Below are 21355 nucleotides of genomic sequence, written 5' to 3'. Positions count from 1 at the left end.
CGCGCTCATTCCGCCCGCGGCAGATCGAAGCTGAACGCGGCCCACTGGCCCAGCTCGCTTTCGGCGAACAGCACGCCGCCATGCCGCTCGATCACCGCATAGCTGATCGACAGCCCCAGTCCCAGGCCCTGTCCGACTTCGCGCGTCGTGAAGAACGGCTCGAACACGCGCGCCAGATTCTCGCTGGGGATGCCCGGGCCGTTGTCGCGCACGTTGACATGCAGCCGGCCGTCCCTCCAGACGACGGTGGTATGGATTGCCGGTGCCGGCGTGCCGGCCTTGCGCATCGCCAGCGCCGCGTTCGAGAACAGGTTGATCAGCACGCCGATGATGGCCGCCTCGTCGCCGAACACCAGCGTGTCGGGCGGCAGATCGCGCGACATCCGCACGCCGCGCAGTTCGTGCGCGGTCAGCCGGCTGGCCGAGTCCAGCGCCTTCTCGAACAGGAACGGCCGGCCCTCGACCTCGGCGCCCGGCTGCCGATAGGCAAAGATCTTCAGGTCCGAGACGATATGCTGGATCCGCTGCATCCCCTGCCGGGCATCGATCAGGCATTCCTGCAGCGAGGCGCTCTCCTTGGCCTCGGGCTCTTCCAGCGCGATCTCGATCGCCATCAGGCAGAAGTTGACCGGGTTGTTGACCTCGTGCAGCAGCCCCGCGGCCAGCGTACCGACCGCGGCCATTTTTTCCTGCTGCAGCAGCTGGCCCTTGATCTGCGCCAGGTTCTCGTTGATGCGCGCCAGCTCGTCGTTCTTGTGGGCCAGTTCTTCCTTCAACCGGAACAGCTGGAAGCGGCCCTTCTCGTTGAAGTAGGTGTAGACCGCGCTGGCCGCGCCGGCGAACAGCACGAACAACGAGTTGACGATGAAGGTGCCGATCGGATGCAGGCCGTCGGGATGCAGCAGGCAGGCGACCAGGTAGCACAGGTACGAGAGCCCGCCGAACACGACGTTCTGCCACAAGCCGAACGGCAGCGCGATGCCTGACGCGAAGATCGCCAGGTTCAGCCCCACGTAGTACGGCGAGGCGACGCCGTCGGTCTCCCAGATCATCCACGCGATCATCAGCTGCGGCAGCAACAGCCACGACAGCGTCAGCCACGGCGCCAGCCTGCGCCCGTGCCGGCTGTACAGCACCACGACGATGCCGGCGATCAGCATCGACACGACGATGCGGGCGACCGCGAACGGTACCTGCCATTCCGGGTACTGGCCGTAGTCCAGACCCATGCCGAGCAGCACCAGCACGATGGCGGTGTAGGCCCCGCCGCGGCTGAACGCCAGGCGAAAGTCGGCCAGTTCGGCCTGGTATCCGGCGTAGAGTCGGTTGACAGTCATGGCAGATCGGCGGCGCCGCCTCAGGAGATGGTGGCTTCAGCGAACACGTTGACGCCCGTGGCATCGACATAGACCTGGTGGTCGGTCGACTGCTCGGGCAGCAGGCTCAGCATCTTTGCTTCGTCGCGATAGATCAGGTACCACTCGAGCAGGTGTTCCATGCCGTATCGCTCGGGATTGCTCGAATGGACGTTGGTGACCAGGACCCGCCCGCCGGGACGGGTGCGCGCCGCGAAATGGTTCAGCAGGCGGGCGCAGACCTTGTCGGACAGATAGTCGAACAGGCCGGCGCAATAGACCGCATCGAACTCGCGCACCGAGGGATCCTCGACCGCGATACGGCGCTTGAGCAGCTCGTGCACCGACTCGTGCACCATCTCGACCTGCACGCTGCGGCCCGCCTCCCGCGCCGCCCGCTGGATCGAGCCGCGCGTGAATTCGAGCGTCTCCTCGCTGAAGTCGACCAGCTGGAACGACAGCCGGTCGGGCTCGGCGTATTCGCGCGCAAAGCGCTGGATTTCGAAGGCCGGGCCGCAGCCGACGTTGAGCACGCGGAACGGTCGGCCCGCGGCGCGGGCGCTGTCCGCCTGCCGGCCGAGGAACTCGACCAGCAGATCGATGCGGTTGCGGTGCGCGGTGGCGACCGCCGCCTTCAGGAAGGCGGTATTGACGATCTGGAAGTAGGTGGTCGGCCCCTGCTGCGGATCGCTGAGGATCTGGTTCACCATTTCGTAGTCGCCGGCGTAGCCGAGCGGCTTGGTGAAGGTGCGATAGACGAACGGCGCGCGCAGCAGCAACGGGTGCAGCGCCGATTGCGCATAGGTGCGATGGACCGGCGCCAGCTCGACGTCGACGCGCTCGGCCTCCTCTTCGAGCCGGTCCAGGTACGCCTTGACCTTGACCATCAGCGGCGTGGCCAGCTCCTGGAACACGTCCTCGCGCAGGCGGCCGTCGACCTTGGGCAGGCTTTCGGTCAGGTCGACCTGCTCGACCCAGCGCGACACCTCGGACAGGAAGGCGCGCATCTCGTTGACGGCGATCTGGTAATCGCGGCGGATGTTGAAGCGCGTGTCCCAGTCCGTGACGAACAGCTCGGCCTCGCGTCCCACCGAGCGCGGCTCGTTGGGCAGGTCGCTCAGCTCGCGCCATTCGTCGATCAGCGTCAGCGAGACCACCGCCGTGAGACCGGTATTGACCAGGCTCATCACCACCGCTTTGCCAAGATAGGCGTTCTTGGCCCCGATCCTCACGCTCAGGTCGCTCAATACCTCGCTGACCTGAACGATCGAATACGGGTTATAGACTTCCATCACCAGAGACTTTCTCTGGAGATTGATGATCGTGCCCCGCACCTGCTCGCCCTGCGAGTTGCGGAAGCTGACCACCGGATCAATTTGCGTTTGGGAGTACACGGTTTTGCGCCAGGGAAAATCCGAAGAATGCGGCTGGCTCATGCCGACACGGGGGTCGGGACGGTCCGGCGCGGCATGGGCGAAGGAACTCGCGAACGGCTCGGCGAAGGCGATGCACGGAAACTAGGGGTTGGGCATACGCTTGCGATCCTGATCGGGAAGTGAGCGGCGAAGGGGCAAAGCTGCGGAAACGCCTGCGGGCCAACGACAGGCCGATGCGGGCCAGCAGCCTGACCGGAAGCCGGCCGGCAACGGCCTCGGCGCGGTCGGGCAACGCCTGCCCCGGTCCCGCTCCCCGGGCCGCCAGGTGCGAATCAGCGACCGATTGTACTGTGGGCCCCTGCGGTGGACAACGACCCTCATCCCAACGAGGGGGAGCGGCCGCACATGCCCCCCACCGCGGGAGGGGTTGCCACCAATGAAAAAGGGCCGGATCAACCGGCCCGCGAATGGCAATGCGCAGGCAATGCGGATGCGCCCCAGGCAGGGCCGCGGCGGCGTCAGTCGGCGCGCACGCCCTCGACCTGGATCGCCAGCTTGACCTCGGGCTTGAAGCCCATCTTGACGCCGTAGTCGATGCCGAAGTCGGTACGGTTGAAGGTGGCATAGGCATCGGCGCCGCAGGCCTCGCGCTTGAGCATCGGATGCTGGATGCACTTGAACTCGCGGATCTCCAGCTTGACCGGCTTGGACACCCCGCGCAGCGTCAGCACGCCATCGACCTCGGTCGGCACGTCGCCGGCGAACTTCGAGAACTTGCCCTTGTAGGTGGCCTCCGGATAGGCCTGCACGTCGAACATGTCCGGGCTCTTGGCGTGCTCGTTCATCTTGCCGTTGCCGAAGTCGATCGATGCGGCATCGATCTTGATGTCCAGCGTGCCGGTCTTGGCGGCACGATCGAGCGTGACGACGCCGCTGGACTTTTCGAACTTGCCGCGCCACTTCGACAGGCCGCCCAGGTGATCGGCCTCGAAGCTCGGATACGTATGGGTCGGATCGAGGTTGTAAGTCACGGCGGCAGCCGAGGCGAGGCCAGCGAAGGCAGTGGCGGAAGCGGCGGCAACGATGGCGGCGGCGGTACGCAGTTTCATGGGTTCTCCGGTCAGCGGTCGGGTTGGATACGTTTCGATCGATTCGATTCGATCGTTTGGGGTCGTTGGGTTGGGTTCGAACGTTGCGATTCGGTTCAGGACTTGGCGGCCGTCACCAGACGGAACTTGATCTGGACTTCGTCGGCGACCACCGAGGTGTCCTTCCACTCGCCCTCGCCGATATTGAAGACGCTGCGCTTGATCGGCAGCACGCCCTCGAAAACCTGGTTGGAACCTTCCTGGCGATAGGTCGCGGGCACCACCACGTCCACGGTCTTGCCCTTGATCGTCAGCTTGCCGGCGACATCGAACTTGCCCGCCGCGGCCGGCTTGATGCCGGTCGATTCGAACACGGCCTTGGGAAAGCGCGCGGCATCGAACCAGTCCTTGCCCTTGACCTCCTTGGTGGTGGTGGCGTCGCCGATCTCGAAGCTCGCCACGTCGATCTCGACCTTGGCGCTGGAGCTGGCCAGCCTGGCGGGATCGAAGTCCACCGCGGCGGCAAAGCGCTTGAACTTGCCTTCCATCGGCACGCCGATCTGGCGCGCCACCGCGGTCACCGAACTCTTGCCGGCGTCGAGCTGCGCGGCGGCGAGATTGGCGGCAAAGCCGGCGCAGGCCAGCGACGCGGCCAGCAGCAAGGCACCGGGACGGGGAATACGTTTCATCGAGGGCTCCTCGGATTCATTCGGTCAATGCTAAACAGCGGGAATCGGGTGGTGATCCTGCGGGCGATTCTGCGCAGGATTCTGGCGCTCGGGCGGGCTCAGCGCAGAAACGGCAGCATCCGGCCGAGCGTGCCGTCGCGGTCCAGCCACTGGTGCTTCAGCGCCGCGGCGGCATGCAGCACGACGATCGTTGCCATCAGGTAGTTCAGCCAGATGTGGGCGTACTTCAGCGTCTCCTTCAGCGCGTCATTCGGCTCGATCAGCTGCGGCAGCGGCCATACGCCCAGATAAACGACCGGCACGCCGGCGGACAGGCTGTACAGGTAGCCGGTCACCGGCACCACCAGGATCAGCAGATAGAGCAGCCCGTGGGCGGCCTTCGCGGCGGCTGCCTGCCAGGCCGGCATGCCGGCTACCGGCTCCGGCGCCGCATGGGTCAGGCGCCAGAGCACACGCATCACCGCCAGCGCGAACACCGTCACGCCCAGCCACTTGTGCCACGAGTACAGCTTCAGCTTGGTCGGCGTGAAGCCCGGGATGTCGGTCATGTAAAGGCCGAGCCCGAAGGCGGCGAAGATCAGCAGCGCGACGATCCAGTGCAGGCCGATCGCGGTCGCGCCATAGCGCGCGGAAGTATTGGAACGCATTGAGGAAATCCGGCTTCAGTCTTTATTCTTTCGGCAAACGCTATTGATTCTCGCATTATTGCGCCCGAAAAGTGACGTCGGAAAGGCGGAACTTCATCAAGTCGTTCAAAGCGTTTGAAGGGGCCTGCCCGCGCGACGGCCTGGGCTCGGCACATCGGGACGCCCGATGGCCTCAAGTCAGCCAGTTTTCGTAGCGCAAACCCGGCACGCGGGAAAACTCGGACACGTTGTCCGTCACGAGTACAGCGTCAATCGCCAGGGCATGCGCGGCGATCAGCATATCGTTGGCGCCGATCGGTTTCCCATGGCGCTCCAGCTCGGTGCGCAGCCGGCCATAGTGCCGATCGGCATCGCCATCGAGCGGCAACACGCGAAGCGTGCTCAAGGCATGTTCCACCCGGCGTGCCAACTCGGCGGAACCCTTCTTCGCAACGCCGAAGCGCAGTTCGGCCGCGACGACAATGGACGTGCACAGCGCCTCGGCGTCCGTCATTCCGATCCGCGCGGCACAGGCGCCACGGGTATTCCGAAGGGCCGCCGACACGATATTCGTGTCAAGCAGGTACAACGCCATCAAAGATCCACCGGCTCGGGAGGCCGGTCATCGATGTCCGGCCACGTCTCGTCCAGCGGCTCCCACTGCGCGAGAAGCGCCCGGAACGACGTCGCAGGAATCGGTTCGATGATCAGCTTGTCGCCTTCTTTACGCATGATCGCCTCCTCTCCGGGTAACTCGAATTCGCGCGGTATCCGCACTGCCTGATTGCGGCCATTGCGGAAAAGCCGCACATGCCTGCCTTCCGTTGTCGTCGTCATGGTACACCCCTTGGCATATGTCAAAGCATATGCCAACTGTAGTGGGTGCGCCAGTCTTCCAGTCATGTGGGAAATGGTACCGATTCGGCCCCCCTATGAAATAGGAGGTGGGCACATCGTGTCGCCTCCTTACGCTGCCGAATTGACCGGCCAGGCCAACCGGACAAGGCGCCCAGGAAGCAAAAAGCCGCCCCATGGGGCGGCTCGGTGACAAAGGGACGAGAGAGGCGAAGGGACGAGAGAGGCGCGATCCGGTACCGCGCCTTGCTTCCCTACTTCAACCGCTCGGCCAGTTCCACCGCGCGGCCGATATAGCTGCCCGGCGTCATCTCGAGCAGCCGAGCCTTGGCCTCGTCGGGGATCGCCAGGCCCTCGATGAAGGTGCGCAGCGCCTCGCGCGAGATGCCCTTGCCGCGGGTCAGTTCCTTCAGTTGCTCATAGGGATTGGCGATGCCGTGGCGCCGCATCACGGTCTGCACCGGCTCGGCCAGCACTTCCCAGCAGTTGTCCAGGTCCTCGGCCAGCCGCTCCGGGTTGGTCTCGAGCTTGCCCAGGCCGCGCAGGCAGGCCTCGTAGGCCAGCAGGCTGTAGCCGAACGCGACGCCGATATTGCGCAGCACCGTCGAGTCGGTCAGGTCGCGCTGCCAGCGCGAAACGGGCAGCTTCTCCGACAGGTGGCGCAGCAGCGCGTTGGCCACGCCCAGGTTGCCCTCGGAGTTCTCGAAGTCGATCGGATTGACCTTGTGCGGCATCGTCGACGAGCCGATCTCGCCGGCCTTGGTCTTCTGCTTGAAGTAGCCCAGCGAGATATAGCCCCAGACGTCGCGGTCCAGGTCCAGCAGGATGGTGTTGGCACGGGCCACCGCGTCGAACAGCTCGGCCATGTAGTCGTGCGGCTCGATCTGGATCGTGTAGGGGTTGAAGGCCAGGCCCAGCCGGTTCTCGATGACATCGCGCGAGAACGCTTCCCAGTCGAACTCCGGATAGGCCGACAGGTGGGCGTTGTAGTTGCCGACCGCGCCGTTCATCTTGCCGAGCAGCTCGACCCGCTCGATCCGTTCGATCGCACGTGAGAGGCGCGCGGCGACGTTGGCCATTTCCTTGCCCAGCGTGGTCGGGCTGGCCGGCTGGCCGTGCGTGCGCGACAGCATCGGCTCGCGCGCGTTGGCATGCGCCAGTTCGACCAGCCGCGCATGCACGCGCCGCAGCGTCGGCACGAGCACGCTGTCGCGCGCGCCCTTGAGCATCATGCCGTGCGAGGTGTTGTTGATGTCTTCGGAGGTGCAGGCAAAGTGGATGAATTCGCTGGCGGCCACCAGCTCGGCGTTGTCCTGCACGCGCTCCTTCATCCAGTACTCGACCGCCTTGACGTCGTGATTGGTGACCGCCTCGATCTCCTTGATCCGTGCCGCGTCGGCTTCGCTGAAGTGCTCGACCAGCGCGAGCAGCGCGGCTTCCGACTGCGCCGAGAACTTCGGCATGTCGGGCAGGCCGGTACGGGCCAGCGCAATCAGCCAATGGACTTCGACCTTGACGCGGTGGCGCATGAAGGCGGCCTCGGACAGCCATTCGCGCAGCGGGTCGGCCTTGGCGGCATAGCGGCCATCGATCGGGGACAGGGCGGTGAGCGGCGAGAGCGCGGCGGGGGAGGCGGTAGCGGACATGCTGGCAGACGGCGGGAGGGAATGAAGAGGAAAACCTGGAACGGTCGGCGGGCGCGCTGCGCTGGCACAGCCTATGTACTCAGACGCATACAAAGCCGGGAACGATCCTGCGCAATCCGGCGCGAACCGGTGCACCGGCCTGGCAGCCGGCGCTGGAAAGCCGCGATTTTACCACCGCCCTCCCCGCTGCGCCGCGCGATCGTCGCCAGTGTTGCGGGCAGCCCCGCGGGGCGCCCGTTCGGCGCCGGCGCCGTGCCGGAACGGCCTCCCGGGCGGTTATACTCGCCACGCCGAGCCAGCGGCCTGTTACGAAGTGCATCAAGGCAGACCGGACCCGCGCGCCACCGCCGGCGCACGAGGCCAGCCGCTCCCGCTGCGGAGCGCCCGATGCACTTCATAACGAGCTCAAGGGGAGAACATGAAGCTGTACGCATCGCAGACCAGCCCTTACGCGCGCAAGGTGCGCGTGGTGATGGCCGAGAAGAAGATCGACTATCAGATGGTGGAAGTCGACGTGTGGTCGCCGGACACGGCGATCGGTCAATTCAATCCCCTCGGCAAGGTGCCCTGCCTGGTGATGGAGGACGGCGGCGCGGTGTTCGATTCGCGCGTGATCGTCGAGTACGTCGATACGCTGACGCCCGTCAGCCGCATGATTCCGCAAGGCAGCCGCGAGCGGCTCGAGGTGCGCTGCTGGGAGGCGCTGGCCGACGGCCTGCTCGACGCGGCGCTGCTGGCGCGGCTGGAACATACGCAACGCGAGCCGGCCGAGCGCAGCGAGCGCTGGGTGCGCCGCCAGCTCGGCAAGATCGACAGTGCGCTGGTGGCAATGGCCAACGGCCTGGCCGATCGCACCTGGTGCGCCGGCAACCATTATTCGCTGGCCGACGTCGCGGTCGGCTGCGCCCTGTCCTATCTGGACTTCCGCTTCCCGGACATTGCCTGGCGCGAGCGCCATCCCAACCTGGTCGCTTTCCACGACAAGATCAGCAAGCGCCAGTCGTTCATCGATACGGAACCGCCACGCGGTTGAGCCGGCGCCCGCCCGAGGGTCAGTCGAAACGCCTGTCCTCGGGCGGCGCTGCCCAGCGGATCGCATCGAAGCGCTTCCAGACGTCTCGCAGCGCCGCATGCCGCGTCGGCTGCGCGCGCAACTCGCACAGGGCGAGCAGCGGCAAACCCTGATACTGGCCGGGCAATGCCGCGGTGGCGGCAATCAGTTGTTCCAGTAGCGGTCTGGCGGCAAGTTGCACACCCTTCCGATCGCCGCTCCATTTGCGCAGGTCGAACATCGCCAGCCGGCACAGGACCTGCGCCTGCAGTGTCGATGGCAGCGTCCGGGTCTGCTGCAGCAGCCACGCGCGTTCATCGATCTTCCTGAACTTGACCGCCAACGCATCCAGGACCTGGGCGCGCAGTGTTGGCTCGACTCGGGACAGCGCCGCGGCGATGATGTCCCGCCAGATGCGACCCCACTCCGGAGGCGGTTCCCGCATTTCGACCATCATCGAACGCCATGCCTTGGCGAGCCCGGCATCGAGCCACCCGGCGTGACGCCGCGCGTTGGTCGTGTGCGCCAGCATGGCGCCTGCCAGCGGTCCCCAGACCACGAGGTCGCTGTCGCACCGATATGCCGTTGCCCTCGCGCTGTCCTGGGCGGCCAGTTGTACGTCCTCCGGCAGACCGGCGTAGCGCTCCAGGATGACGGCTTCATCCCGGGTGGTTTTCAGGATGGCCTTGACGAACGCCCTGAACTCGGAAACCGCCGCCAGTGGCTCGGCCGGGGAAGGGCCACCCCCCTCGACATACCGAAGCACGGCCGCCACCGCTTCCCGGTCCGCCGGCAAGAGCCCATCGGCGGCGGCACGGACGCGGTCCGCCGTCCCAGGCGGCGCCCATTCGTTCGCTACCCAGGCCATGGCCTTGATCACAACGGCCCGGTCCTCGACGGACAGCGCCTGCGTCGAATCCAGCACGGCATTCCACACCGTCGGCCATGTCGCGCTCTGGAATCCCGGTCCCAAGGTGGTGTTGGTACGGTCGCGCTCGAGCGTCTTGACGAGCTCGAGCAACAGCGCCGTTTGCGCCGACAGCGGACGTCGCCTGGCATCGAGCAGTTCGCCATTGGCTTGCAGCAGTTGCAGGTGGCGATCGGCAAGCGCCGGCATGCCGCTACGCCAACGCACGCGCTCCAGCAGCGTCAGCAGCAGATCCACGCGCTGCTCGAGCGGCAGGGTCCGGCCGGCGTCGATCCACAGCGCCAGCCCCTGTTCGGACAGCGGCCGCGCGCAGAGGCGCAGATAGGCGCACAGCGACGGTCCGCGCTGGCTCGCCGGCAGCTCCATGACCGCGACGATCAGGTCATCGGGCGAGACGCCGTACTCCTCCCAGACGGCGCCTGCGGAATCGGCTTCGGTGCGGGTCCGGTAGCCCGCAGCAGCCAGCAGTCGCTGAAGCGGGCCGGCACGAACCGATGCCGGCAGATCGAGCACCGCCCTGGCGATATCGTGCTGCCGCCGGCTCGCCAGATAGGGCAGCTGAAAGACACGCCGCACCAGCGTGGCCAGAATCTCGGCCCTCCGCGCTGTCGGAACGACGTGCTGTCCCGGGGCCAGGCATTGCCGTTTGTCGCGATGCTGGTCGGTCAAGGCGTGCGTCCCGGAAGTGCATTCGCGCAATATCGGCGCGATCGTGGACGGCGTCGCCGCTCGCCGCGCGTGGTGCAGCAGTTTGTCGGCATGCAGCGCGTTGCGTAGCGCTTGCAGCATCGATTTCGACGCGCGGGCCAGGTTGGCGCAGGTTCGCGGTGGCAGCATGCCGGCCACCTGTTGCCAGACATGGCAAGGAACCAGGTCGATGGTGGCCTTGCTGGCGGACGACGCCGGCTGTCCCGGTGGCGGCGCGATGGCAAGCGCACCGGTGCTGGCGGGATGGGAGGAAGGAAAGGCCGTCGGCTCGGCGACAGGCAGGAAGGACGGCGCGGAAGGCGCACGGCCAGTAACAGGCGGATTCAGGGGCATGGCAGGCAAGCATGGGCAAGGCCGCTTGGCGCCTTGCCGCGTGGAACTCGGGAAGTCGGGAACCCGGATGCGGGGCACTATCGCGCGCCATCGGGCGCGCCATCGGTCGCGCCATCGAGGGCACCATCGGGGGCACCATCGCCGGCGCCGCACGAATGCGAATGGTGCGCGAACTCCCTGCCCCCCGCTTTGCCGTAATTCCGCCCGCTTTCGCTTCTACCGCCTGCTTTTGCCGATCGTGCCGCTGGCCACGCGGCCCTTACTGGATGATGCCTCCGCCAAGACACACCTCGCCGTCGTACAGCACCGCCGACTGGCCCGGCGTGACCGCCCACTGCGCCTCGTCGAAGCGCAGCTGAAGATCGTCACCGTCGACCGCGCCGACCACGCACGGCGCGTCGCTCTGCCGATAGCGCGTCTTGGCGCTGAGCGCGGTACCCGCGCGCGGCGCTTCGCCGGCGACCCACGACAGGTCGGCAGCCCGCAGCGTCGGCGACAGCAGCCACGGATGGTCGTGGCCCTGCACCACGTACAGCGTGTTCGACGCCATGTCCTTGCGCGCGACGTACCACGCGTCGCCGCTGCCGTCGCGGCTGCCGCCGAGACCGATGCCCTTGCGCTGGCCCAGCGTGTAGAACGCCAGCCCGATATGCTCGCCGACGACCTTGCCGTCGGCCGTCTTCATCGGCCCGGGCCTGGTCGGCAGATAGCGATTCAGAAAATCGCGGAATGGACGTTCGCCAATAAAGCAGATGCCGGTGGAATCCTTTTTCTTCGCGTTCGGCAGGCCGATTTCGGCGGCGATCTCGCGCACCTGCGTCTTCGGGATCTCGCCCAGCGGAAACAGCGTGCGCGACAGCTGCGCCTGATTGAGCCGATGCAGGAAGTAGCTCTGGTCCTTGGTGTGGTCCAGCGCCTTCAGCAGTTCGAAGCGGCCATGCTCGCCCTGCCGCACGCGCGCATAGTGGCCGGTGGCGATGCGCTCGGCGCCGAGCGACATCGCATGGTCGAGGAAGGCCTTGAACTTGATCTCGGCATTGCACAGCACGTCCGGGTTCGGCGTGCGGCCGGCCGAATATTCCCGCAGGAAATCGGCGAACACGCGGTCCTTGTACTCGGCGGCGAAATTGACCGCCTCGACGTCGACGCCGATCAGGTCGGCCACCGAGACCACGTCGAGCCAATCCTGGCGCGTCGAGCAGTATTCGCTGTCGTCGTCGTCCTCCCAGTTCTTCATGAACAGGCCGACCACCTCGTAGCCCTGCTGCTTCAGCAGCCAGGCCGTGACCGACGAGTCCACCCCGCCCGACATGCCGACCACCACGCGCTCGCCGCGGCCGATGGCGGGGTTCAGTTCGGGACGGGTCGAGACCGCGGCAAGCGATCCGGCGTTGCTGGCTGCGCTCATGGATGGGCTCCCGGCATCAGCGTCGACGGATGCGTGTACAGCGCATCGAGAGCGAAGCGCTTGCCCGCCAGATAGTCCTCGACGCAGGCCAGCACCAGCGGCGAGCGATGGCGTTCGGGACAGGCGCGGATCTCGTCGGCGCTGAGCCAGACGGTGCGGACGATGCCGGTGTCGAGCGGGCGGCCGCTGTCGAGCGGACCCAGATCGCCGGTGAAGGCGAAGCGCACATAGGTGATGTCGCCCTCGGGATGCTGGGTGGTCGGCGAGGTCACCGAACGGGCCAGATAGCAGCCGAGCAGCGCGCGCGGCTCGAAGCTGTGCGCGGTTTCCTCCAGCGTTTCGCGGATCACCGCGCGCACCAGGCTCTCGCCCGGGTCCAGGTGGCCGGCCGGCTGATTCAGCTTCAGGCCGTCGCGGGTTTCTTCTTCGACCAGCAGGAAGCGGCCACCGCGTTCGATCACGGCCGCCACGGTGACGCTGGTTTTCCAGTCTTGGGACATGATGCACAAGTTTTAGGCAATCCGGCATTTTACCGGCAGGCGCGCGCCGCTGCAGCGAGGCCGCCCGCGCCAGGCCCGGGCGGGGGACCGCAAGTCGATCTCCCCCGCATCGCCCCCTCTCCCCCACATCGCCCCCACATCGCCCCCACATCGCCCCCGCATCGCCCCCGCATCGCCCCCACATCGCGCCCACATCGCCCCCATTGCCGTCAGATTCCTGTAAGCTGCGAAAAAATTGTGCGCTGCGCTGGACGGCGGCGCCGACAAACGAGCCCGGATGCCTGCCCGGCCGTAGCCCGGAGCGGCACCGCAACAGGAGAAGCTGACGATGCAGATCGGTATCCCGCTGGAGACACGGGCCGGCGAAGCGCGTGTCGCCGCCACCCCCGAGACCGTCAAGAAGTACGTCGCCCAAGGCCATCAGGTGCTCGTGCAGAGCGGTGCCGGTGTACGCGCCAGCTGTCCCGACGCCGCTTACGAGACCGCCGGCGCCAGCATCGTCGATGCCGCCCGCGCGTTCGGCGCCGAGCTCGTGTTGAAGGTACGCGCTCCCGATCCGCAGGAACTGACGCAGATTCGCCCCGGCGCCGCGCTGGTCGGCATGCTCGATCCGTTCGACGCCGACAACAACGCGCGCATGGCGGCCGCCGGCATCGTCGCCTTCGCGCTCGAAGCCGCGCCGCGCACCACGCGCGCGCAAAGCATGGACGTACTGTCCTCGCAGGCCAATATCGCCGGCTACAAGGCCGTGCTGGTCGGCGCCAACCACTACCAACGCTTCATGCCGATGCTGATGACCGCCGCCGGTACGGTCAAGGCGGCACGCGTGCTGATTCTCGGCGCTGGCGTCGCCGGCCTGCAGGCGATCGCGACCGCCAAGCGGCTGGGCGCGGTGATCGAGGCCTCCGACGTGCGGCCCGCGGTCAAGGAACAGATCGAATCGCTGGGCGCGAAATTCCTCGACGTGCCGTTCGAAACCGACGAGGAGCGCGAGATCGCGCAGGGCGTCGGCGGCTATGCGCGGCCGATGCCGGCAAGCTGGATGCAGCGCCAGGCCGCGCTGGTGCACGAGCGGGCGAAGCAGGCCGATATCGTCATCACGACTGCGCTGATCCCGGGCCGGCGTGCGCCGGTGCTGCTCAAGGAAGAGACCGTGCAGGCGATGAAGCCCGGCTCGGTGGTGGTCGACCTGGCCGCCGCGCAAGGCGGCAACTGCCCGCTGACCGTGGCGGACGAGGTGGTCGAGCGCCATGGCGTGACGCTGGTCGGCTACACCAATCTGGCCAGCATGGTCGCGGCCGACGCCTCCGCGCTGTACGCGCGCAACGTGCTCGACTTCCTCAAGCTGATCGTCGACAAGGACGGCAAGCTGACAATCAACGCGGAAGACGATATCGTCGCGGCCTGCCTGATCAGCAGGGACGGCGCGCTGGCCCGCCAGGCCGCCTGAGCGGCAGCCGGCCCGGCGCCGCCGGTGCGATCGGCGCGCCGGCAGCGCCGACCCTCCACCATCGATTTCAACCCCGCGCCCATCCCGGGCGCGTTTTCACGGTGCCGCGGCCCCACGTTCGAGCCGTCGCGGCGCCAGCATCAACGAAGGAAAGCAACACCATGCAACGCATCATTCTGCGCGCCAAGCTGCATCGCGTCACCGTGACGCAGGCCGACCTGCACTACGAGGGGTCGTGCGGCATCGACGAGGATCTGCTCGACGCGGCGGACATGAAGGAGTACGAGAAGATCGAGCTCTATAACGTCAACAACGGCGAGCGTTTCTCGACCTACATCATCAAGGGCAAGCGCGGCACCGGCGAGATCTCGCTGAACGGCGCCGCCGCCCGCCGCGCCCACCTGGGCGACCACCTGATCATCTGCACCTACGCGCCGATGAGCGATGCGGAACTGGCCGACTACAAGCCGAAGATCGTGCTGGTCGACGACAACAACCGCATCAAGGAAATCAAGAAGGTGTAATCCCATGATCGCCGCGCGCAGGCAGTCTCGCCCGCAGTCCCGGCATGCCAACGGTGGCCCTGGCGCATGGCGCCGCTGGCTGATCGTTGTCTTGACGGCGGGCTGCGCGGCCTGCGCGGGCGTATCGACACCCGCATCGGGACCCGCATCGCCATCGCCTGACGGCGGTGCACCGCCGACTTCCGCCGCGGCGGACCCGCTGCCCTCCTGGCGCGACGGTCCCGCCAAGCAGGCGATCCTGCGCTTCGTGCGCGACACCACCACTGTGGGCGGCCCGGCCTTCGTCGCCCCGGCGGACCGCATCGCCATCTTCGACAACGACGGCACGCTGTGGCGCGAGGACCCGCGCGCCGAGCTGCTGTTCGTCGCGCACCTGGCGCGTGCGCGCACCGACGCCGATCCCGCGCTGGGCGCGCAAAGCCCCTACCGCGAATTCCTCGCCGATCCGCGCGGCTACCTGCAGCGCGGCGACACCGCGGCGCTGCAGCTGCTGCACGCCGTGTACGGCAACACCGCGGTCGAATCGTTCCAGGACGAGGCGCGGCGCTTTCTCGCGGCCGCCCGTCATCCCCGCAGCCGCGCGCCGCTGCGCGACGGCATCTACCAGCCGATGCTCGAGCTGCTCGCCCATCTGCGCGCGCAGGGCTACCAGACCTGGCTGTGCGCGGGTTCCACCGCCGACTTCATGCGTGCGTTCTCCGCGGACTACTACGGCATCGCGCCACAGCAGGTGATTGGCTCCCGGCTGGCACTGCGCTTTCGCGAAACCGCCCAGGGGAACGCGGTCTGGCGCGAGCCGCGCGTCGACAGCTTCAACGACAAAGAGAACAAACCCGCCAATATCGCGCTGCAGATCGGCCAGCGGCCGGTGTTCGCGGCCGGCAATGTCGGCGGCGCCGGCGATATCGCGATGCTGGCCTACAGCCAGGGACGGCACGGGCCATCGTTCCAGATGCTGATCGACCATGACGACGCGCAGCGCGAGTCGGCCTATACGGAGCCGGATGGCGCGTCGCTGAAGGCCGCCGCCGCGCACCGCTGGACCGTGGTCAGCATGCGGCGCGACTGGGAGCGGGTATTCGTGCCGCCGTCGGCACGGACGCCATCACCGGCGCTGGCCGGCGAGCCAATGGCGAAGCCGGCCGCGCCATAGCCGGGAAACTGCGCGGACAACCGAATTCAAGCAACGGGAGGAGAAGTCGATGGAGATGGTGAACCACACGGTGATCAACCTGATCATCTTCGTGCTGGCGATCTACGTGGGCTACCACGTGGTCTGGACGGTTACGCCGGCGCTGCATACCCCGCTGATGGCGGTCACCAACGCGATCTCGGCGATCATCATCGTCGGCGCGATGCTGGCCGCGGGGCTGACCGAAGGCGGCGTCGGCCGCGCGATGGGCACGCTGGCCGTGGCCCTGGCCGCGGTCAACGTGTTCGGCGGCTTCCTGGTGACCCAGCGCATGCTGGAGATGTTCAAGAAGAAGGAGCCGAAGAAGTCGGCTCCGGCCGGCAACAAGGAGGGCGCGCAATGAGCATGAACGTCGTCACGCTGCTCTACCTGGTGGCCTCGGTCTGCTTCATCCAGGCCTTGAAGGGGCTCTCGCATCCGGCGACCGCGCGCCGCGGCAACGCCTTCGGCATGATCGGCATGGCGATCGCCGCGCTGACCACCGTCGCGCTGATCGTCAAGCTGAAGAACGAGTTCCTGGCCGCGGGCATCGGCCAGTCGTCGATCGGCACCGGGCTCGGCCTGATCCTGGCCGGACTGGTGGTCGGCGGCGGCATCGGCGCCTACGTCGCGAAGAAGGTCGAGATGACCAAGATGCCGGAGCTGGTCGCGGCGATGCACTCGCTGATCGGCCTGGCGGCGGTCTTCATCGCGATCGCGGCGGTGGCGGAACCGGCCGCCTTCGGCATCACCGCGGCAGGCTCGCACGAGATTCCGCTGGGCAACCGCATCGAGCTGTTCATCGGCTGCTTCGTCGGTGCGATCACGTTCTCCGGTTCCGTGATCGCGTTCGGCAAGCTGGCCGGCCGCTACAAGTTCCGGCTGTTCCAGGGTGCGCCGGTGGTGTTCGCCGGCCAGCATTGGCTGAACCTGGCGCTGGCGGTGGCGATGGTCGGCTTCGGCATCGCCTTCTTCATGACACAGCAGTGGGTGCCATTCCTGGTGATGCTGGCGATCGCCTTCGTGCTCGGCGTGCTGATCATCATCCCGATCGGCGGCGCCGACATGCCGGTGGTGGTGTCGATGCTGAACTCGTACTCGGGCTGGGCGGCGGCGGGCATCGGCTTCTCGCTGAACAACCCGATGCTGATCATCGCCGGCTCGCTGGTGGGTTCCTCCGGTGCGATCCTGTCGTACATCATGTGCCGGGCGATGAACCGCTCGTTCTTCAACGTGATCCTCGGCGGCTTCGGCGGCGAGGCCGGCAGCGCGGCCGCCGCCGGCGCGCAGGCGCAGCGCAACGTCAAGTCCGGCTCGCCGGACGACGCGGCCTTCCTGATGGGCAATGCCGAGACCGTGATCATCGTGCCCGGCTACGGCCTAGCGGTGGCGCGCGCCCAGCATGCGCTCAAGGAGCTGACCGAGATGCTGTCGGAGAAGGGCGTCACGGTGAAGTACGCGATCCACCCGGTCGCGGGCCGGATGCCAGGCCATATGAACGTGCTGCTGGCCGAGGCCGAGGTGCCGTACGACCAGGTCTTCGAGATGGAGGACATCAACAGCGAGTTCGGCCAGGCCGACGTGGTGCTGGTGCTGGGCGCCAACGACGTGGTCAACCCCGCGGCCAAGACCGACCCGAACTCGCCGATCGCCGGCATGCCGATCCTGGAGGCCTACAAGGCCAAGACCATCATCGTCAACAAGCGCTCGATGGCGGCCGGCTACGCCGGGCTGGACAACGAGCTGTTCTACATGGACAAGACGATGATGGTGTTCGGCGACGCCAAGAAGGTGGTCGAGGACATGGTCAAGGCAGTCGCCTGACCGCGATCGCGCACCCGTAAAAGCTGTGCCGCCGGCCCTACTCCAGGGCCGGTTGCGCCCCCGCTCCGGCGCGCTATACTGGCCCTCGGCCGCGGGGGCCGGCATGCGCCGGCCATGGCGGCCCTGGCGCCGGCCCCGCGCTCCCCGCTGCAGCCGGACCCGCTTCTCGCCTCCCCGGGGTCGCACGCGACATGACATTCAATCCGCAGGACCGGCATCTGCCGGTCTTCCAACATCCGATCCTGACCGTGCTGGTCGACGACAGCCGTTCGTTCATGGACAGCCTGGTCTTCCAGATGGACCGGAGCCGCCCGGTGGTCACCTTCACCGACCCGCGCGAGGCGCTGCAGTGGATCCGCGAGGCCTACACCACGCGCTTCACCGGCTTCCTGCCGGTGCGCGTCACGCACGACGACCTGACGTTCCTGACCGAGCGCCGCACCGTGCAGCTCGATATCGACCGCATCCACCGGCAGATCCATGACATTCACCGCTTCGTGCAGCCCGGCGTGATCGTGGTCGACTATTCGATGCCGCAGATGGACGGGCTCGAATTCTGCCGCGCGCTGCAGGACCTGCCGTGCAAGACCATCCTGCTGACCGGCACCGCCGACGAGGGGGTCGCGGTGCAGGGCTTCAACCACGGACTGATCGACCGCTACGTCAAGAAGCACGACAGCAATATGGTCGAGCGCCTGGACCAGGAGATCGACGCGCTGCAGCAGCAGTACTTCACCACGCTGTCGCACACGCTGCGCGACCTGCTGACGCGGCACTCGTTCTCGTTCCTGTCCGATGCCGCGATGGCCGAGCGCGTGCGCCAGCTGGCGGCGCGCTACGGCTTCGTCGAGTACTACCTGTACCCGAACCCGGCCGGCATCCTGCTGCTGACCGCGCAGGGCCAGGCCACGCTGATGGTGATCGAGACCCGCACCAGCCTGGCCAGCCAGGTCGAATCGGCCGAGGCCTACGACGCGCCGGCGGCGCTGACCGAGGGCCTGCGCGAAGGCCGCATCGTGCCGTTCTTCTGGCCCGGCAACGGCATGTACACGCCGGCCTGCGTCGACTGGGAGCAATACTGCCTGCCGGCCGAGCGCGTCGAGGGCCGCGAGGAATTCCTGTACGCGCTGTTCGACCTGCCGCGCCATCTGCTGGACGAGCCGGTGGTCAGCTTCAGGACCTTCCTGACGGAATTCGAGCGCAACGAAGGCAGTTTGACGGGGCGTTGAGAGCTACTACCGGTTCTCTCCCCTCTCCCGCTTGCGGGAGAGGGAGAACACCATCAGGCCGTCACGACTGCGCCCGGTTCCCGCCCTTCACCATCTCGAAGCGGAACAGCCGGCATTCGATGGCGCCGTTATACAGCGGCACCCGCCGCGATTCCTTCAGCCGCAGCCGGCGCGGCAGCGACAGGTCGCCGGTAAAGATCCACGCCTCCCAGCCGGCAAAATGCTGCTTCAGCGTCGTCGCGAACGCGCTGGCGAACTGGTTGGCGGCGTCTTCCTCGGCGCTGTCCACCGGCGCCTCGTCGAATGCGGGCCGGCGCTGGCCGCGCACCGCGATCCGCTCGCCATAGGGCGGGTTCAGCAGCAACAGGCCGGGTTCCGCGAATGGCGGCTGCACGTGGCGCGCATCGACCTGCTTGGTGCGCAGCTCGCCCGGCAAGCCGGCACGCTGCCAGTTGGCGCTCGCCATCGCCAGCATGTCGGTCGAGATATCGCTGCCCGCGATCGCGCGGTCCGTCGCCGATGCCGCCGCAGCGGCGCGCCGGCTGGCGGCCTGGGCCTCGCTCTTCAGCGCCTTCCACGGCTTCTGGTCGATGCCCTTGAGCCATTCGAAGGCAAAGCTGCGTGCCGCCCCGGGAGCGAGACCGAGCGCGACCTGCGCCGCCTCGACCAGGAACGTGCCGCTGCCGCACATCGGGTCGTAGAAGGGCCGCGCGGTCTTGCCCGGCGTCCAGCCGGCCAGCCGCAGGATGCCCGCGGCCAGATTCTCCTTCAGCGGCGCCTCGCCCTTCTCCATGCGCCAGCCGCGCTTGAACAGCGGCTCGCCGGTGGTGTCCAGGTACAGCGTGCAGTCGTGCTCGGTCAGGTGCGCGTAGATCCGTACGTCGGGGCTGGCGGTATCGACGCTGGGCCGTGCACCGAGGCGCTCGCGCATCGCGTCGCAGACGCCGTCCTTGACCCGCAGTGCCGTGAAGTTCAGGCTGCGCAGCGGCGAGCGGTGCGCGGTCAGTTCGATCTTGATGGTCTCGTCCGGACCGAACCACTGGTCCCAGCGCTGCGCGCGCGCCAGCTCGTAGATGTCGTCCTCGTGGCGGTAGCCGCGGGCGGCGACCCGCAGCAGCACGCGGCTGGCGATGCGCGAATGCAGGTTGACCGCGTACGCGGCCGCCATGTCGCCGGAAAAGCTGACGCCGCCCGGCACCTCGCGATGGACGTCGAACGGCGCCAGGGCGTCGACATCGGGCCGCACGGCGATCTCGCGCAGCTCGTCGGCGAGCGCGCTCTCGAGGCCGCGCGGGCAGGGGGCGAAGAAGGCTTGAGTCATCACAGCGGTCCGGCAAAAGGTCGCGAACGGGTCGCAAGAAAGTCGCGAATGGTCCAGTGGTCGCGACAGGTCAAATAAACAGCAGGCGAAACGGCGGCACAAGCCGCTTCAAACAAAAACGTCCGCCGTGGCGGACGGAGGCACCGGCGCCGGCCTGGGCCGGCACGGACCGCGCTCAGGCGGCCGCCAGCGCGCGATCGAGAAAGTCGAGCCGATCCTGGCCCCAGTACGGCTGGCCGTCGTAGACATACCACGGCGCGCCGAACACGCCGGCCGAGATCGCATCTTGCGTATGGCGCGCGTATTCGTCCTGCACGCCCTGCCCTTCGCTGGCCTTGAGCAGCGCCGCGCCATCGAAGTCCAGGCGATCGGCCAGCTCGGCCAGCGTGGCGGCATCGGCGATATTACGCTCCTGCGCCCACAGCGCCTGGCCGATCGCCCCGAGCAGCGCCATCGCGCGCGCGGTGCCATGCGCCAGCCGCGCCGCGATGATCAGCCGGCTGGCGGCGTCGCCCGAGACCGGAAAGTACTTCGGCTCCAGATTGAGCGGCACGCCGAGGTAGTCGCGCCAGCGCGCCAGTTCGATCAGCCGGTAGGCCTGGCGCTGCGGCGGCCGCTGGGCCAGCGGCAGACCGCCCGAGGTCGCGAACACCTTGCCTAGGTCGCATGGCTTCAGATTGACCTGGGCGCCATGACGGGCCGCGATCTCGGTAAAGCGCGCGTGGCCGAGATAGACGTACGGCGACTGCGGCGAGAAGTAGTAGTCGATCTGCTTGCTCATCGGTTCCTCGGGAATGGGTTCAGGCGAAGAGATACAGCGTCAGAACGGGATGTCAGAGGGCGTCAGAACGGCTTGACCACCACCAGCACCACGATCGCCAGCAGCACCAGCACCGGCAGTTCGTTGAACCAGCGGTAGAAGCGGTGCGAGCGGGTATTGCGGCCGGCCTCGAACTTGCGCAGCAGCACCGCGCAGCCATGGTGATAGCCGAGCAGCACCAGCACCAGCGCCAGCTTGGCATGCATCCAGCCCTGCCCCGGCCCGCGCCCGATGCCATAGCCCAGATAGAGCCACAGGCCGAACGCCAGCGCGGGGATCGCCAGCATCGTCATGAAGCGCAGCAGCTTGCGCGCCATCGCCAGCAGCCGCGTCACCGCGGCGGGATCGGTCTCCATCGCCAGATTGACGAAGATGCGCGGCAGATAGAACAGCCCGGCGAACCAGGAGACCACGAAGACGATATGCAGCGATTTGACCCAGAGCATCGGCGAT

The 21355-nt window shown here is 67.3% G+C and carries 21 protein-coding genes; 7 read left to right on the top strand and 14 right to left on the bottom strand.

Going from position 1 to position 21355, the window contains the following annotated elements; genetic code table 11:
• Positions 1 to 5 precede the first annotated feature (5 nt).
• From M1D55_RS12180 to purB, 8 genes are all read right to left on the bottom strand, one after another.
• Positions 6 to 1337 carry a sensor histidine kinase gene (locus M1D55_RS12180; protein ID WP_006577203.1) on the bottom strand — a complete coding sequence of 444 codons (1332 nt, stop codon included), beginning with the start codon at positions 1335 to 1337 and terminating at the stop codon, positions 6 to 8.
• Positions 1338 to 1357: 20 nt separating this feature from the next.
• A complete protein-coding gene (locus M1D55_RS12175) occupies positions 1358 to 2749 on the bottom strand; it encodes an SAM-dependent methyltransferase (protein WP_006577202.1) in 1392 nt (463 codons plus the stop codon).
• A gap of 500 nt (positions 2750 to 3249) precedes the next feature.
• The gene (locus M1D55_RS12170; RefSeq protein WP_006577201.1) at positions 3250 to 3840 is read right to left on the bottom strand and encodes a YceI family protein; all 591 of its coding nucleotides are present in this window, start codon (positions 3838 to 3840) and stop codon (positions 3250 to 3252) included.
• A gap of 95 nt (positions 3841 to 3935) precedes the next feature.
• The gene (locus tag M1D55_RS12165) at positions 3936 to 4508 is read right to left on the bottom strand and encodes a YceI family protein (RefSeq protein ID WP_456282271.1); all 573 of its coding nucleotides are present in this window, start codon (positions 4506 to 4508) and stop codon (positions 3936 to 3938) included.
• Between the two features lie 98 nt (positions 4509 to 4606).
• Positions 4607 to 5155, bottom strand: coding sequence for a cytochrome b (locus tag M1D55_RS12160; RefSeq protein WP_456282270.1), 549 nt, complete (start codon positions 5153 to 5155; stop codon positions 4607 to 4609).
• A 172-nt stretch (positions 5156 to 5327) separates the two neighbouring features.
• The gene (locus tag M1D55_RS12155; protein ID WP_232206759.1) at positions 5328 to 5729 is read right to left on the bottom strand and encodes a type II toxin-antitoxin system VapC family toxin; all 402 of its coding nucleotides are present in this window, start codon (positions 5727 to 5729) and stop codon (positions 5328 to 5330) included.
• On the bottom strand, positions 5729 to 5971 hold the full coding sequence (locus tag M1D55_RS12150; RefSeq protein WP_023265229.1) for an antitoxin: 243 nt from the start codon (positions 5969 to 5971) through the stop codon (positions 5729 to 5731). Before M1D55_RS12150 ends, M1D55_RS12155 begins: the two co-directional genes overlap by 1 nt.
• A gap of 272 nt (positions 5972 to 6243) precedes the next feature.
• Positions 6244 to 7635, bottom strand: a complete 1392-nt coding sequence (gene purB, locus M1D55_RS12145) for an adenylosuccinate lyase (RefSeq protein WP_456282269.1) — start codon at positions 7633 to 7635, stop codon at positions 6244 to 6246.
• Between the two features lie 418 nt (positions 7636 to 8053).
• On the opposite strand from purB, the gene M1D55_RS12140 reads away from it, so the two are divergent.
• Positions 8054 to 8668, top strand: a complete 615-nt coding sequence (locus tag M1D55_RS12140; protein WP_006577195.1) for a glutathione S-transferase family protein — start codon at positions 8054 to 8056, stop codon at positions 8666 to 8668.
• Between the two features lie 19 nt (positions 8669 to 8687).
• On the opposite strand, the gene M1D55_RS12135 is transcribed toward M1D55_RS12140, so the two are convergent.
• The 3 genes from M1D55_RS12135 to M1D55_RS12125 all read right to left on the bottom strand — a co-directional run bounded on the left by M1D55_RS12135 (position 8688) and on the right by M1D55_RS12125 (position 12563).
• Positions 8688 to 10655, bottom strand: coding sequence for a hypothetical protein (locus tag M1D55_RS12135; RefSeq protein ID WP_456282268.1), 1968 nt, complete (start codon positions 10653 to 10655; stop codon positions 8688 to 8690).
• Positions 10656 to 10914: 259 nt separating this feature from the next.
• Positions 10915 to 12063: a tRNA 2-thiouridine(34) synthase MnmA gene (gene mnmA / locus M1D55_RS12130; protein WP_456282267.1), complete on the bottom strand. Its 1149-nt coding sequence runs from the start codon at positions 12061 to 12063 to the stop codon at positions 10915 to 10917.
• The gene (locus M1D55_RS12125; RefSeq protein WP_006577192.1) at positions 12060 to 12563 is read right to left on the bottom strand and encodes an NUDIX hydrolase; all 504 of its coding nucleotides are present in this window, start codon (positions 12561 to 12563) and stop codon (positions 12060 to 12062) included. Before M1D55_RS12125 ends, mnmA begins: the two co-directional genes overlap by 4 nt.
• Positions 12564 to 12891: 328 nt before the next feature.
• Between M1D55_RS12125 and M1D55_RS12120 the strand changes: the two genes are divergently transcribed.
• From M1D55_RS12120 to M1D55_RS12095, 6 genes are all read left to right on the top strand, one after another.
• Positions 12892 to 14013 (top strand): Re/Si-specific NAD(P)(+) transhydrogenase subunit alpha, encoded by a 1122-nt coding sequence (locus tag M1D55_RS12120; protein ID WP_456282266.1) that lies wholly within the window; start codon positions 12892 to 12894, stop codon positions 14011 to 14013.
• 161 nt (positions 14014 to 14174) lie between these two features.
• Positions 14175 to 14537, top strand: coding sequence for an aspartate 1-decarboxylase (gene panD, locus M1D55_RS12115; RefSeq protein WP_006577190.1), 363 nt, complete (start codon positions 14175 to 14177; stop codon positions 14535 to 14537).
• A 4-nt stretch (positions 14538 to 14541) separates the two neighbouring features.
• Positions 14542 to 15690, top strand: a complete 1149-nt coding sequence (locus M1D55_RS12110; protein WP_456282265.1) for an HAD family hydrolase — start codon at positions 14542 to 14544, stop codon at positions 15688 to 15690.
• Positions 15691 to 15739: 49 nt separating this feature from the next.
• Positions 15740 to 16072: an NAD(P) transhydrogenase subunit alpha gene (locus tag M1D55_RS12105; protein WP_006577188.1), complete on the top strand. Its 333-nt coding sequence runs from the start codon at positions 15740 to 15742 to the stop codon at positions 16070 to 16072.
• Positions 16069 to 17532, top strand: coding sequence for an NAD(P)(+) transhydrogenase (Re/Si-specific) subunit beta (locus M1D55_RS12100; RefSeq protein ID WP_023263383.1), 1464 nt, complete (start codon positions 16069 to 16071; stop codon positions 17530 to 17532). The genes M1D55_RS12105 and M1D55_RS12100 overlap by 4 nt, the downstream gene beginning before the upstream one ends.
• Before the next feature lie 191 nt (positions 17533 to 17723).
• On the top strand, positions 17724 to 18761 hold the full coding sequence (locus tag M1D55_RS12095; RefSeq protein ID WP_456282264.1) for a response regulator: 1038 nt from the start codon (positions 17724 to 17726) through the stop codon (positions 18759 to 18761).
• A gap of 61 nt (positions 18762 to 18822) precedes the next feature.
• On the opposite strand, the gene M1D55_RS12090 is transcribed toward M1D55_RS12095, so the two are convergent.
• The 3 genes from M1D55_RS12090 to M1D55_RS12080 all read right to left on the bottom strand — a co-directional run bounded on the left by M1D55_RS12090 (position 18823) and on the right by M1D55_RS12080 (position 21348).
• Positions 18823 to 20082, bottom strand: a complete 1260-nt coding sequence (locus tag M1D55_RS12090; RefSeq protein WP_456282263.1) for a THUMP domain-containing class I SAM-dependent RNA methyltransferase — start codon at positions 20080 to 20082, stop codon at positions 18823 to 18825.
• Positions 20083 to 20257: 175 nt separating this feature from the next.
• Positions 20258 to 20863, bottom strand: a complete 606-nt coding sequence (locus M1D55_RS12085; protein WP_456282262.1) for a DsbA family protein — start codon at positions 20861 to 20863, stop codon at positions 20258 to 20260.
• 62 nt (positions 20864 to 20925) lie between these two features.
• Positions 20926 to 21348, bottom strand: coding sequence for a CopD family protein (locus tag M1D55_RS12080; RefSeq protein ID WP_023263385.1), 423 nt, complete (start codon positions 21346 to 21348; stop codon positions 20926 to 20928).
• Positions 21349 to 21355 lie beyond the last annotated feature (7 nt).

Source organism: Cupriavidus sp. JZ107 (assembly GCF_053903255.1).
This window is presented reverse-complemented; position numbering and strand designations above follow the sequence as displayed.

Excerpts from the sequence above, each read along its gene's own strand:
- mnmA (WP_456282267.1), bottom strand. The coding sequence starts at position 12,063 with ATGAGCGCAGCCAGCAACGCCGGATCGCTTGCCGCGGTCTCGACCCGT.
- M1D55_RS12085 (WP_456282262.1), bottom strand. The coding sequence starts at position 20,863 with ATGAGCAAGCAGATCGACTACTACTTCTCGCCGCAGTCGCCGTACGTC.
- panD (WP_006577190.1), top strand. The coding sequence starts at position 14,175 with ATGCAACGCATCATTCTGCGCGCCAAGCTGCATCGCGTCACCGTGACG.
- M1D55_RS12170 (WP_006577201.1), bottom strand. The coding sequence starts at position 3,840 with ATGAAACTGCGTACCGCCGCCGCCATCGTTGCCGCCGCTTCCGCCACT.
- M1D55_RS12180 (WP_006577203.1), bottom strand. The coding sequence starts at position 1,337 with ATGACTGTCAACCGACTCTACGCCGGATACCAGGCCGAACTGGCCGAC.
- M1D55_RS12135 (WP_456282268.1), bottom strand. The coding sequence starts at position 10,655 with ATGCCCCTGAATCCGCCTGTTACTGGCCGTGCGCCTTCCGCGCCGTCC.
- M1D55_RS12150 (WP_023265229.1), bottom strand. The coding sequence starts at position 5,971 with ATGACGACGACAACGGAAGGCAGGCATGTGCGGCTTTTCCGCAATGGC.
- M1D55_RS12120 (WP_456282266.1), top strand. The coding sequence starts at position 12,892 with ATGCAGATCGGTATCCCGCTGGAGACACGGGCCGGCGAAGCGCGTGTC.
- M1D55_RS12165 (WP_456282271.1), bottom strand. The coding sequence starts at position 4,508 with ATGAAACGTATTCCCCGTCCCGGTGCCTTGCTGCTGGCCGCGTCGCTG.
- M1D55_RS12110 (WP_456282265.1), top strand. The coding sequence starts at position 14,542 with ATGATCGCCGCGCGCAGGCAGTCTCGCCCGCAGTCCCGGCATGCCAAC.
- M1D55_RS12125 (WP_006577192.1), bottom strand. The coding sequence starts at position 12,563 with ATGTCCCAAGACTGGAAAACCAGCGTCACCGTGGCGGCCGTGATCGAA.
- M1D55_RS12160 (WP_456282270.1), bottom strand. The coding sequence starts at position 5,155 with ATGCGTTCCAATACTTCCGCGCGCTATGGCGCGACCGCGATCGGCCTG.
- M1D55_RS12080 (WP_023263385.1), bottom strand. The coding sequence starts at position 21,348 with ATGCTCTGGGTCAAATCGCTGCATATCGTCTTCGTGGTCTCCTGGTTC.
- M1D55_RS12095 (WP_456282264.1), top strand. The coding sequence starts at position 17,724 with ATGACATTCAATCCGCAGGACCGGCATCTGCCGGTCTTCCAACATCCG.
- M1D55_RS12090 (WP_456282263.1), bottom strand. The coding sequence starts at position 20,082 with ATGACTCAAGCCTTCTTCGCCCCCTGCCCGCGCGGCCTCGAGAGCGCG.
- M1D55_RS12155 (WP_232206759.1), bottom strand. The coding sequence starts at position 5,729 with ATGGCGTTGTACCTGCTTGACACGAATATCGTGTCGGCGGCCCTTCGG.
- M1D55_RS12140 (WP_006577195.1), top strand. The coding sequence starts at position 8,054 with ATGAAGCTGTACGCATCGCAGACCAGCCCTTACGCGCGCAAGGTGCGC.
- M1D55_RS12100 (WP_023263383.1), top strand. The coding sequence starts at position 16,069 with ATGAGCATGAACGTCGTCACGCTGCTCTACCTGGTGGCCTCGGTCTGC.
- purB (WP_456282269.1), bottom strand. The coding sequence starts at position 7,635 with ATGTCCGCTACCGCCTCCCCCGCCGCGCTCTCGCCGCTCACCGCCCTG.
- M1D55_RS12105 (WP_006577188.1), top strand. The coding sequence starts at position 15,740 with ATGGAGATGGTGAACCACACGGTGATCAACCTGATCATCTTCGTGCTG.